The 12564-nt window shown below is 45.3% G+C and carries 11 protein-coding genes; all 11 read left to right on the forward strand.

The features are described from left to right. Positions 1–247 precede the first annotated feature (247 nt). The 11 genes from BUA14_RS07730 to BUA14_RS07780 all read left to right on the forward strand — a co-directional run bounded on the left by BUA14_RS07730 (position 248) and on the right by BUA14_RS07780 (position 12542). On the forward strand, positions 248–952 hold the full coding sequence (locus BUA14_RS07730) for a DUF4652 domain-containing protein (RefSeq protein ID WP_242954588.1): 705 nt from the start codon (positions 248–250) through the stop codon (positions 950–952). Between the two features lie 170 nt (positions 953–1122). Next, positions 1123–3288: a Tex family protein gene (locus BUA14_RS07735; RefSeq protein ID WP_072772066.1), complete on the forward strand. Its 2166-nt coding sequence runs from the start codon at positions 1123–1125 to the stop codon at positions 3286–3288. Between the two features lie 52 nt (positions 3289–3340). Further along, on the forward strand, positions 3341–4510 hold the full coding sequence (locus BUA14_RS07740) for an amidohydrolase (protein ID WP_072772067.1): 1170 nt from the start codon (positions 3341–3343) through the stop codon (positions 4508–4510). A 106-nt stretch (positions 4511–4616) separates the two neighbouring features. After that, positions 4617–5120, forward strand: coding sequence for a tRNA (adenosine(37)-N6)-threonylcarbamoyltransferase complex ATPase subunit type 1 TsaE (gene tsaE / locus BUA14_RS07745; protein ID WP_072772068.1), 504 nt, complete (start codon positions 4617–4619; stop codon positions 5118–5120). 8 nt (positions 5121–5128) lie between these two features. Continuing rightward, positions 5129–5845, forward strand: a complete 717-nt coding sequence (gene tsaB / locus BUA14_RS07750; protein ID WP_072772069.1) for a tRNA (adenosine(37)-N6)-threonylcarbamoyltransferase complex dimerization subunit type 1 TsaB — start codon at positions 5129–5131, stop codon at positions 5843–5845. After that, positions 5842–6288: a ribosomal protein S18-alanine N-acetyltransferase gene (gene rimI / locus BUA14_RS07755; protein WP_072772070.1), complete on the forward strand. Its 447-nt coding sequence runs from the start codon at positions 5842–5844 to the stop codon at positions 6286–6288. Before tsaB ends, rimI begins: the two co-directional genes overlap by 4 nt. Positions 6289–6317: 29 nt before the next feature. Further along, a complete protein-coding gene (gene tsaD, locus BUA14_RS07760) occupies positions 6318–7337 on the forward strand; it encodes a tRNA (adenosine(37)-N6)-threonylcarbamoyltransferase complex transferase subunit TsaD (protein ID WP_072772071.1) in 1020 nt (339 codons plus the stop codon). Between the two features lie 372 nt (positions 7338–7709). Next, positions 7710–8015: a P-II family nitrogen regulator gene (locus tag BUA14_RS07765; protein WP_072772072.1), complete on the forward strand. Its 306-nt coding sequence runs from the start codon at positions 7710–7712 to the stop codon at positions 8013–8015. Between the two features lie 218 nt (positions 8016–8233). Next, positions 8234–9562, forward strand: coding sequence for an ArsB/NhaD family transporter (locus tag BUA14_RS07770; RefSeq protein ID WP_072772073.1), 1329 nt, complete (start codon positions 8234–8236; stop codon positions 9560–9562). A 629-nt stretch (positions 9563–10191) separates the two neighbouring features. Further along, positions 10192–11136 (forward strand): ketopantoate reductase family protein, encoded by a 945-nt coding sequence (locus BUA14_RS07775; protein ID WP_072772074.1) that lies wholly within the window; start codon positions 10192–10194, stop codon positions 11134–11136. A 29-nt stretch (positions 11137–11165) separates the two neighbouring features. Continuing rightward, positions 11166–12542: an MFS transporter gene (locus BUA14_RS07780; protein WP_242954589.1), complete on the forward strand. Its 1377-nt coding sequence runs from the start codon at positions 11166–11168 to the stop codon at positions 12540–12542. Positions 12543–12564: the final 22 nt, after the last annotated feature.

Genomic DNA, 12564 nt, shown 5'->3' on the forward strand with positions numbered 1-12564 from the left:
CGATTCCTAAAGCAATTTGGCATATCCTTGCTAAAAGAAGGATTGCGAAAAGGTAATAGAGAATCAATTCTAAGAATATGGTAAATAATGGTATAGTGTGATTCGGTTAAAAACAGATTAAGGAGGGAGCGTTATCAAGAAACGAAGAATTATTCGCGGCACCCTTTTTTTCCTGGGAGTGGTATTCTGTATATTGTTCTTGAATTTTGATATCTTTCCTTTAAGTGCTTCTTTTAGGGAGCCCGGTGTGGAGGAGCAGACTTATTCGACAATGCTGGTCACCGATCCCGAACAAACGCCACAGCAAAGAATCCAACAGCAAAGAGCCAATTATGCTGCTTATGTTAAGAAAGTAAAGACCGCGGCAGCTAACCCAAGTGAGCCTGATAGGGGAGCAGTGAAGGATGAGACTCCGCAACCGGTACTTACCGAGCAAACAGGGCAACTTTTTCGTGTGACTACCAATCCCTATGTTCCGGCCTTTATTCTCCAAGGAAATTATGTGGTTCATGGCAGTTCGCCAAATAAGCAGTTTACAGCTTATATCTACCCGGATGAATGGGAAACCATCGGAGATATTTATATCAAAGATAATGTAAGTAATCGTTGGACCCGGCTGCAACTCAATCAGGAGAGCCGGATAAAAATGTGGAACTCTTTTGCGCCTGAAGGAAAATATACTCCGAAAAAGAAGATCTTATGGCTTAATGATCAGGAGTTTATTACCATTATCGGCTTGGCCTATGGGACGATTGCCAAGGGTGGAGAGCTGGTAAAGGTTACGCCGGCCACTGGTGAAGCGGAAACACTTTATCCGGCCTATCAAAAGCTTAACCAGGAAGTTATTGATTTTGAACAGGTGGGAGAAGAGCTGATTATAACTATAGATCATATAGATGCCAATGGGTTCTGTCTGGAGAAGGAGGAGATTAGAGTTCCCCTGTTTGATTGAGATACACCATCTCAGCAGGGATATCGTTTCCTAAAAGAAATCAATTTCTCTCAGGATAGTTTTAAGCAGGTCTCTAGTGGACTTGCTTTTCACTTTTCCTATCTTTCTTTAACTTTTTGGGAAAAGAATGGTATAATAAAAAATTGAGAACTATCAGGAGGGATTATCCTTTGGAATTTGCGGAAAGTATCGCGCAAGAACTTAGCTTGCGTGCCCATCAGGTCAAAGAAGCCATTCAACTCTTGGATGCGGGGAATACCATTCCCTTTATCGCACGTTATCGTAAGGAAGCCACCGGAGAGTTGGATGAGAACGCCCTGCGCAGTATTGTAGAGCGTTTGGAATATCTAAGGAATTTAAAGCAACGGAAAAGCGAAGTCCTGCGGTTGATTGAAGAGCAAGGCAAGCTCACGGATGAGTTAGCTGAACAGATTCAAAAGGCTTCCATTCTTCAAGAGGTGGAAGACCTCTATCGACCCTACAAACAGAAAAGACGTACACGGGCTACTATAGCTAAGGAGAAGGGACTTGAACCCTTAGCCTTATGGATATTGGAGCAATACCCCAAGGCCCAGCTTTTTGAGGAAGCTCAAAAGTATATTAATCCTGAGCTGGGTGTCGAAACCTCAGAAGAAGCAATCTCGGGGGCTTCGGATATTCTTGCAGAAATAATTTCCGATGACGCCGCTATGCGCAAGAGAATCAGGGAAGCAACCTTTCGTTTTGGCGATGTTGCAGCTTCGGCCAAAAAGGCTGAGGAACGCTCTCCTTATGAGATGTACTACGATTACCGGGAACCTGTGAAAAAGCTGCCCCCTCACCGTATCCTGGCTCTCAATCGTGGTGAGAAGGAAGAGGTTCTCAGTGTCAAAGTGGATGTTCCTACAGAGCGTATGCATGCTCTGATCGAGCAAGTTTATGTGAAGCATGGACCTGCAGCGGAGGTTGTTCGCAATGCTGCAGATGATTCTTATAAACGTTTAATCGCCCCTTCTATTGAGAGAGAAATCCGGGGAGCTCTGACTGAGAAGGCGGAAGAGCAAGCCATCAAGGTTTTTGCTGAGAATTTGAAACAGCTTCTGCTCCAACCCCCGGTACGAGGGAAAGTTGTACTGGGATTAGACCCGGGCTTTCGGACAGGGTGTAAATTTGCTGTAGTGGATGATACTGGGAAACTGTTTCATGTCGGTGTTATTTATCCTCATCCCCCTCAAAACAAGCGGGAAGAAGCGAAGAAGGTACTTAGAGATACTATTGCTAAATATCAAGTGGAGGTTATCGCCATTGGCAATGGCACAGCATCTCGTGAGACGGAGGAAGTCACTGCTGAGATGATTCGGGAAAGTGACCTGGCTGCGGAATATATCATTGTCAGTGAAGCCGGAGCCTCTGTATACTCTGCTTCCAAACTGGCTGGAGAAGAGTTTCCGGAGTTTGATCTTTCCTTGCGCAGTGCTGTCTCCATAGCCCGGCGTTTGCAGGATCCTTTAGCCGAGCTGGTCAAGATCGAACCAAAGGCAGTGGGTGTCGGACAATATCAGCATGATGTTCAGCCCAAGCGCTTGGAGGAATCCTTACATGGTGTCGTTGAATCCGCTGTTAATGCTGTAGGTGTGGATTTGAATACGGCCTCGCCCTCCCTCCTGCAATATGTGGCCGGGCTTAAACCGACCATTGCCAAAAATATTGTGGCTTTTCGGGAAAGCAATGGGAAGTTCCAAAAACGGGAGCAGCTGAAAAAGGTTCCCCGTCTTGGGGAGCAGACCTTTGTGCAGTGCGCCGGCTTTATTCGTATTCCCGAAGGGGCCAATCCTCTGGAAAATACACCGGTTCATCCGGAATCCTATGAGCTGGCCCAAAATATTCTGCACAAGGCAGGATTCACTATCATGGATCTAAGAGAACGTCCTAATGAAGTACGGCTGGAGATTGCTCAGTTGGATCCTGAGGAATGTGCTCGGGAGTTCAGTGCCGGAGTTCCTACGGTCAAAGATATTCTTGCCGCTCTGCAACGCCCTGGCCGGGATCCCCGGGAGGATCTGCCCAGGCCGAAATTGCGTCAGGATGTTACCCATCTGGAGGATTTAAAAACGGGAATGATTTTAGAAGGAACGGTAAGAAATATCGTTGATTTTGGAGCTTTTATTGATATAGGGGTCAAACACGACGGTTTGGTGCATATATCTCAAATCAGCGAGAAGTTTATTAAGCATCCTATGGAAGTGCTATCCGTGGGAGACATCGTTAAAGTTCGTGTTTTAGGTATCGATACCGCCCGTGAGCGGGTCAGTCTCTCCATGAAGGAGATTGCAGCGGACGCTATGGTATCCCTATAGCCCTGTCTATAAGAACAAGCCAAAAGCAACACTATTTATAACGGAGGTAATCATGAAAGCAAAGACGAGCCTTTTTATCCGTGATGGTCTGATCAAGACCATGAAGGGTCAGGAATTCATTGGCAGCATCTTGGTGGAAGGCACACAGATAAAAGCCCTTGGAGAGAATTTGGTCGTTCCTGAGGGAGCGGAGATTATTGAAGCCCATGGGAAGTTGGTTTTACCCGGCTTTATTGACGCCCATTGTCATGTGGGGCTGGGAGAGGAGATCTACCAAAACGAAGGGGATGACCTCAACGAAATGACCGATCCGATTACCCCTGAGCTTCGGGCCATCGATGGTATCAATCCGGAGGATGAAGGTTTACGGGATGCTCGTTTGGGGGGAGTTACAGCCGTGTTCTCCACGCCGGGCAGCGGCAATGTTATTGGTGGGACAGGTGTCGTGTTGAAAACAGTGGGCAAAGTCGTGGATAAGATGATTGTACGGGAGCCGGCAGGGCTGAAGGTGGCCTTTGGTGAGAATCCCAAAATGGTCTATGGTGGGGAACAAAAGAAAATGCCTATGACCCGTATGGCTACTGCCGCCCTGCTTCGCCAAGCGCTGGTGGATGCTGAGACCTATCTGGAAAAGTTAGAGCAAGGCATCGAGGATCCGGAAAAGGTGCCCGAGCGGGATCTGGGAATGGAAAGCTTGATTCGTGTGATTAAACGGGAGATTCCCCTGCGGGCCCATGCCCATCGGGCTGATGATATTATGACGGCTATTCGCATTGCTAAAGAATTCAATGTGGATCTGGTTATTGAACATTGTACCGAAGGACATAAGATTGCTGAAGAGATTGCCGAATATGGATATCCTGCTGTTGTGGGCCCTTCACTGGTCAACCGTGCTAAGGTGGAATTGAAAGATAAGTCTTTTGAGACCCCCCATGTCCTGACGCAAGCAGGTGTTAAGGTGGCTATTATTACAGACCATCCGGTGACTCCGATTGAACAGCTGCCCCTTTGCGCAGCGCTGGTGGCACGGGCCGGAATGGATGAAGAAGAGGCTTTAAAGGCCATTACAATTAACCCGGCGGAAATTATGGGTGTGGATCATCGCTTAGGGTCCTTGGAAGTGGGTAAAGATGCGGATATCGTCATTTGGAGTGAGCATCCTTTTGTGTTGAAGTCACGCCCGGAGACGGTGATTATCAACGGCAAAGTCATCACGGATTAGCTTTCCGAATGTTTGAGAAAAGGCCGGAAACTTTGGGAAATAAGGATACTTAAATAGACATTATAGTGTAGAATTTAGAACAAATGATTAAAGGAAGGGCGTCAGGATGGAGCTGGAAGTTCAAAGCTTAAGTGCAGATTATACCCATGCCTTAGGATACAATTTAGGAAAAGTGCTTCGCGGTGGAGATGTGGTATGCCTTTCCGGCGATTTGGGGGCGGGAAAAACTGCCTTAGCGAAAGGAATTGGGGAAGCCCTGGCTGTACAGGAACCCATGACCAGCCCAACCTTTACCTTTCAGATTGAGTATTCAGGGATTGCTCAGGACAATCCGGTGCGGCTAATCCATATGGATTTATATCGTTTGCGCTATCCGGAAGAGGTAGAGATAATCGGGGTCGAAGATGCTTTTCAAGAGGATGCTATTTGCTTGATTGAGTGGCCGGGAATTGCGGAGGATATCCTGCCCGATGATTCATTAGCAATCCGGATTGAAGGATCAGGTGAAGAGCCGCGCTTAATCGGCTTCTCTTCTCAAGCGGAAGTCTGGGCAGAACGGCTCAAAGATATGATCACAGAAAAAAGTCTTGTTAATCCTTTCGAATACTAGGAGGAGCGATGAAGTATCTCACCATCGATACGACCACCAAAGTCACAGCTTTAGCTCTGGCGGATGACGGGCAGCTGGTGGCGGAGGGTTTTTTGCATACATCCAAAACCCATTCGGAGAGGTTGATTCCTGTACTGGATCAAGTCCTGGAGGCATCGGCCTGGAACCTCCAGGATCTTGATTTTATTGGTGTGGTGCGGGGACCGGGTTCTTTCACAGGAATCCGTATTGGGATTGCCACAGCTCAGGGGTTGGCGCAAGTGCTTAAACTTCCTTTAATAGGTGTGCTTTCCTTGGATTCCTTGGCTTGGGCCGGGCATAGCCGGACGGAAGAGATTGTACCGATTCTTGATGCCCGCAAGAATGAATGGTATACAGCCCAGTACCAATGGTCGGAAAGGGAGGAAATCCCCATACGAAGCCGAGAGCCTTTCGCAGTAGAGCCGGCACTTTGGCTTAAGGAATTGGCGGAACAAGGCAAGCCCATTGTTTTTGTTGGGGACGCTGTTTCCCGTTATCAAGAGAAGATCAAGGCTATCTTGGGGGATAAGGCTGTGCTTCTCCCGGATTATTTAGCTTTGCCGCGAGGAGCATATACTGTCCGGTGTGTCTGGAATGAATGGCAGAAGGGAACCCAGGAAAAGCTTGTGGAACCGTATTATATTCGATTATCGGAAGCTGAGACCAATTGGGCTAAGAAAGAGGAGGCGCAAAAGGGGAAATGATGATTCGCCTCATGCAAGAGAGTGATTTATCCACAATTCTGGAGATAGAGCATGCCTGCTTTCCGGCACCTTGGGCTCCCCAGTCTTTTGTCAGCGAATTGAGAGATAATGAGTATGCGCGGTACTTTTGCCTGGAACACGAGGGCAGTATCATTGGCTATATGGGACTCTGGTTTATCCTTGAGGAAGGACATATTACCAATGTGGCTGTAGCGCCGGGGTATCAGGGGATGGGCGGTGGAGAGTTTCTGATGCGCTCTGTGATCGATTTGATGGTTAAGGAAGGTATGGAACGTATGACCCTTGAGGTACGAGCTTCCAATACCTCCGCCCAAAGATTGTACGAACGCCTTGGTTTTGTGACAGCGGGAGTTCGTAAAGGCTATTATTCAGATAATCGTGAAGATGCCCTCATTATGTGGCTTGATATAGGCAAAGAGTAGAGAAGCAGGCTGATATCAGGAGGTTGCCGGTGAACAACAAAGATATTAACATACTTGGAATTGAGACAAGCTGTGACGAGACCTCAGCTGCTGTGCTTCGCAATGGCTGTGATCTGCTCAGTCATGTTATTTCATCACAGATTAAGACCCATCAAAAATACGGTGGAGTTGTGCCGGAAGTGGCCTCTCGGGAGCATATCCTGCATTTGCAAAGTGTTGTGGAGCAGGCTTTGCAAGAGGCAAAGATGGGGTTTGGCGATTTGGCGGGAATTGCCGTAACCTATGGACCGGGGCTTGTGGGCTCCCTCCTGGTAGGGGTGGCAGGAGCAAAGGCTATGGCTTATGCGGCAGGGGTTCCCTTGCTGGGAGTTAACCATTTGGAAGGACATATCTACGCGAACTTTCTTCATAATCCGGATCTGGAGTTTCCTTTGCTGGCTCTCCTTGTCTCGGGAGGGCATTCCCATTTGGTCTATTTTGAAGGACATGGAAAATACCGGGTTCTTGGGCAGACTCGGGATGATGCTGCCGGAGAGGCTTTGGATAAGGTGGCCCGGACTTTAGGGCTGGGTTATCCGGGTGGACCATATATTCAAAAAGTTGCTTTGGAAGGGAATCCACATGCCTACGAATTTCCCAGGGCTATGCTTGAGCCCGGCAGTCTGGATTTCAGCTTCAGCGGCGTGAAGTCGGCCGTGCTCAATACCTTAAATTCGGCACGAATGAAGGGTGAGACTGTAAATGTTGCTGATGTGGCGGCTTCTTTTCAGGAGGCCATCGTCGATGTTTTAGTGCGTAAGACGTTGCTGGCCTTGGCTAAGACAAAAGCCCCCGCGCTAGTTCTGGCCGGGGGAGTGGCGGCCAATACTCTACTGAGGGAACGCCTCGCTGAGGCAACTCAAAAAAGAAGAATTGCTTTTAGTTACCCACCCTCAATCCTCTGTACGGATAATGGGGCCATGATCGCGACTGCCGGATATTACCGTTATTTGGCTAAGGATTATGCGCCTTGGAATTTGAATGCTATACCGGGACTGAATTTGACTTAAAGAATTGAAGAGAATTGGTATGCTGATGCATATCAATTCTTTTATTTTATTCAGCGATTTTTATGTGATAAGTAAAAGCTGTAGACTAAGCTATCCATAGGGAGTCTGGGATATTAAGACTTTCTAATTAACAGAATAAATTAGGCCTTATTTTAGATTGATTATAGACATTTTGTCTTGAATATGGTAGTTTTTATAATATAGATATTAATATCGCCTGTTATCTGCAAATATTGCTTGTTATCTCTGTTTTAATTGGGGTTGATTTTTATAGGACGCTCTTTGATTCCTAATGTACTTCAGCCACAATTTTTTGTATTACTTTGCCGGCCATTTCAAAAGTAAATATATCGAGGAGGTTTGTCAGGAATAATGGAAGATTATAAGCTGATTGTTACCATTGTGAATAAGGGCAAGGGGGAAAAGGTAGTAGAGATAACTCACTGTGCCGGTGCTGAAGGGGGAACTGTCCTAGCCGGACGAGGAACTGCCGTGAAGCTGTTATTGGGAATTAGTATAGAGCCGGAAAAAGAAATCGTTTTGACCTTGATTAAGAAAGACAAAGCCCAGGCAGTATTGGATGCCATCGTTGAAAAAATGGAGTTGCAGGAACCTAATAGAGGGATTGCTTTTATGTTTTCCCTTGATCAAGTAGCAGGTATCAGTAAAAGCTATTGAAATTATTGGGTGCAGTAACAGGACAATTCGCAGTAGTCACAATAAATGAGGAAGATGCCGGAGAGTGGCTTCCACAGACTGAGATCTGCGAAAAGCCCTCGGGGGATCTTCTTTTATTTTGGGCAAAAGTATTTCCGCAGTGCCAGTTTAAACAATTCAAATAATTATGAGGGGGGATCCGGAAAAGTACAAAGAAATTAAAGGAGATGATGTAAATAGTGGTGGAAATAGTAGGGAACGTTGAAAGTAAACAAGTTATTATAGCTATAGTGATTTTTCTCACGAGTTATGCCGTTATCGTATCGGAAAAAATCAATCGCTCCATTATTGCTCTGTGTGGGGCGCTTCTCATGGTGATATTCGGTATCGTGGACTTGCATGATGCCTATACTGAGCATATTCATTGGGCTACGATCTTCCTGCTTCTCGGCATGATGATCTTGGTTGGTATTACTAACAAAAGCGGAATATTTCAATATATTGCCGTAAAAACAGCGCAAAGTGCCAATGGGGATCCGGTGAAAATATTAGTAAGGCTTGCCTTGCTGACTGCCGTCGGCTCAGCTTTTATTGATAATGTAACCACGGTTCTTTTAATAACTCCAATTACCATTGCCATTGCCCGTATTCTTCATATTAGCTCCTTCCCTTTTCTCATAACGGAAATATTGGTATGCAATATTGGCGGAGCAGCCACTTTGGTGGGAGACCCACCCAATATCATGATTGGTGTGGCAGCCGATATTTCCTTTAATGATTTTCTCCTTCATATTACGCCAATAATTGTTATCATCATGCTTATAACAGTTGCTTATTTAAAGTACTTTTTTGGCAAACAGCTTCATGTTCAGGAGCAATATGTTCGGCAGTTGATGGACATTGATGCCCGGGAATATATTCGGGACACGACCTTGGCTAAGAAATCCCTTTTTGTTTTTGCGCTTACTTTGCTGGGCTTTGTATTGCACCAGTTTCTGCATTTGGAACCCGCTGTGGTTGCTCTATCCGGCGCCACTCTTTTAATGCTGATCGGTGTCAAGGACAGCGAGCTGGAAGAAGTCTTTCATTCGGTGGAATGGGTGACGATCTTTTTCTTTGCCGGTTTGTTTGTACTGGTAGGCGGTTTAGTTGAGGTAGGGGTTATCAGCAGGGCCGCGGCCTGGATGATAGAGGTTACCGGAGGCGATATGGTCTTTACTTCCCTGGTCCTCCTATGGGGAGCCGGTTTTGCCTCTGCCTTTGTTGATAATATCCCTTTGGTAGCCACCATGATTCCCATGATTCAGGATATGAGCATTCAGTTGGCGTTACCACAGGTGGAAACGGCTACCCTTTGGTGGTCACTCGCCCTGGGTGCCTGCTTAGGCGGCAACGGAACCTTGATTGCCTCTTCTGCCAATTTGGTTGTAGCATCAATCGCAGTTCGGGAAGGGGAACCTATCTCATTTACGGACTTTCTTAAGGTCAGTATTCCGGTGACTCTGATCTCGCTGGCGCTGGCGTCTGTGTATGTGTACGTGGTGTTTGTTAAGCTGGGCTTTGCCTAACGATAGATCCTAATCAAGAAAATCGTTTAAGTGATGTCAATACCTTAACCCCCCGTGTTTTCGAACAAACACGGGGGGTTATTTGTAATGGCGATTCGGCATTAAGGGTTTAAGGTCTCATTTGGGACACATTAAACGGATTTGTTCTATGTTATAGTTTCCTACTTGATGTTGATAAGCCTTTTAGTTACCTATGTTTTCGATAAGGTTTTCAGGTCAATTGGGCTAATTTAAAATCGGGCTATTGTATTGAAATATGGGTTATACACATAAAAACAGGGATAAAATCAGTTTTGCCAATCAGGTGAAATAAGTCACTAATTGCCCGGATGGACTAATAGTACAGAAACAAATAATAATTTCGTATGTATTATTCGGTACATTCATCTGACAGATTTAATTTTATATTGGATACATAGAAAGTTTTCTGAATATTGCTGTCTGGAGAAAGGAGGGTTCTATTCGGCATTAAGTGCAGCTTAAAGGAGTTTTATAAAGCATACTGAAATTGGAAAGAAAGAAGGGGATAGTGAGGATTTGAAAGATGTGAAAAAGGTTATAAGCATACCCGGTTTTGCAGTAAATATTTTGACGAAAATATGAACTATAAAATTGCTGAGGTGATGAACTTGAAAGTAGCAGTTATTGGTGCGGGAGCTATGGGTAGTTTATTTGGCGGGTCCTTGGCTAGTGTTGTGGATGAAGTATGCCTTTATAGTACAAATACTGCTTATGTAGAAGCTGTAAATAAGAATGGCCTTATTATGACTCAGGGTGATTTGAAAAATGTGGTAAAGGCCAGAGCTACCAACAATCCAAAGGAAATCGGGGAAGCTGATGTTGCCATAATCTACGTCAAATACTCAGGAACCCGCAAAGCCATTCAAGATGCAATGGTCAGTTGTATTGGCAAAAAAACCTTGGTGGTCACCCTGCAAAATGGGATCGGCAATGTAGACATCATTAAAGAATATGTTCCCGAAGGACAAATTGTTTATGGATTCAGTACCTTTACAAGTGATGTTAAAGGCCCCGGGCACATTGAAATGACCACATCAGGTAAAGTGGAAACTTGTATGTGGCCATTAGATGGTGTGGTTTCACCAAAATTGGCAAGACTAGAAAACCTGATGAATCAGGTGAACCTCATGGCCAAAATTGCACCCGATGTGGAAGAACGCATCTGGCGTAAGCTATTGGTTAATGCCTGTGAGAACACACTTTGCGCGATATTAAAAGTCAATGTTACAGACTTAATGATCAATACACCGGAATCCTTTGAAATTGCCAAACAGGTTATCTTTGAGGTCTCGGATGTAGCGCGGGCTAAAGGACTAAACATCAGCAGAGATGCAGCGCTTAGGCATGTGATGAATGTAACTTGTGCTGTTCCGGGACATGTGCCGTCGATGGTCTTTGATGTCTTGAAAAAGAAAAAAACCGAGATAGGCAGCATCAACGAGGCAATTGTTAAAGAAGGAAAACGCCTTGGAGTTCCAACGCCAATGGTAGAAACCATCGCACTCTTAATACGGGCCATCGAAGCAAATTACGAGCGAACCGTTAATCATTAATGAATTTAGCGAGAGTGGAGGTAAGAACAGTGAGCGATACAACTGTTAGTAAAACCCTTGAGAATGGTGCTGCACGTCGGGTTAATGTTAATAAGGTCATCGACGAGGGCAAATTTAATAAGTTTTTCTTTGGGGTATTTATCCTCTTGTTATTAGCCCTTATATTTGATGGCTATGACATGGGTGTTTATGGAGTTACATTAACAAGCATCATGGCAGATATGGGGATTAGCCCTACTCAAACCGGCCTCTTAGCCAGTGCCGGGATGTATGGCATGATGTTTGGTGCGCTTTTCTTTGGTATGCTCTCCGATGTTATCGGTCGGAAGAAAGTTATCATTATCGGGATCTTCATCTACTCCATTTTTAACGCCCTTGTTGCTTTAATCAGCAGCTATCATCTTTTTGTCGTTGTTCGTTTTATTGCCGGTATGGGCATGGGCGCTATTACACCGGTGGTTATTAGCCTTTTGTCTGAGTATACTCCAAGAGCTAACCGCACCTTACTCCTCACTATGGTTATGATTGGCATTCCTCTTGGTCAGTTGTTTTCTTCCTTAGCAGGGGTTGCTTTTCTTGAACCCCTCGGCTGGAAGGCGCTTTATCTTTTCACTCTTGTTGCTTTAGTGGTAGTTGCTTTCGTTGTCAGCCATGTCCCTGACTCAATGAAATTCTATGTTCCCAGAGGGGAGTCCAAGACAATCAAAAAAGTACTGGGCAAAGCCAATCCGGACTTCAAACAAGTTGAAAACGATATTTATGAAATCAGTCAAACCAATACCCAAAAGGTTTCGATCACAAATTTATTTAAAGATGGTTATGCTGGAAATACGATCTTCATATGGATTACTTTCTTTTGCAACCTTTACCTCTTCTTTGGTGTATCCACGTGGCTGCCTAAATTAATGACTATGCTGGGTTATCCTCTAAAGTCCAGTGTTGTTTTCTTAGCTGTATTCCTTCTGGGTGGAGTATTGACAACTCCTATCGTTGGACGACTTGGCGATAAATATGGCTACAGAAAAGTAATGCCGCCTCTTTACCTCCTATGCGCGATTACGATCAGCCTTCTCAGTTTTCAGTTGCCTATGATTGTGTTTTATATTGTGCTTTTTTTAGCCGGCTGTGGAGTTACTCTTATTCAGAGCATTACCTTAGCAACTGTTCCAGATTTCTATCCTCTCGCTATCCGTGGTACAGCAATGGGCTGGGGGTCTGCAGTATCCCGTTTAGGAAGTGCCGTAGCACCTACAGTTGTGGGAGTGCAGCTCAGTGCCAATGTCCCTGTGAATGTCGTATTCTTGACTTTCATCATCCCTGCAGTGGTTGGTTGTATTGCCATCCTGATGACCAAGCCAAATGCTGAGATGATCAAGTCGAATCCCAGTATTATATCTAAGGCCTAAATTTGTCTTTAGCCACTAATTT

The organism is Desulfitobacterium chlororespirans DSM 11544 (genome assembly GCF_900143285.1).
Taxonomy (GTDB): domain Bacteria; phylum Bacillota; class Desulfitobacteriia; order Desulfitobacteriales; family Desulfitobacteriaceae; genus Desulfitobacterium; species Desulfitobacterium chlororespirans.

Bases quoted from the DNA above. Each gene is read 5' to 3' on its own strand.
- BUA14_RS07740 (WP_072772067.1), top strand. From the start codon at position 3,341: ATGAAAGCAAAGACGAGCCTTTTTATCCGTGATGGTCTGATCAAGACC.
- tsaE (WP_072772068.1), top strand. From the start codon at position 4,617: ATGGAGCTGGAAGTTCAAAGCTTAAGTGCAGATTATACCCATGCCTTA.
- tsaB (WP_072772069.1), top strand. From the start codon at position 5,129: ATGAAGTATCTCACCATCGATACGACCACCAAAGTCACAGCTTTAGCT.
- rimI (WP_072772070.1), top strand. From the start codon at position 5,842: ATGATGATTCGCCTCATGCAAGAGAGTGATTTATCCACAATTCTGGAG.
- BUA14_RS07765 (WP_072772072.1), top strand. From the start codon at position 7,710: ATGGAAGATTATAAGCTGATTGTTACCATTGTGAATAAGGGCAAGGGG.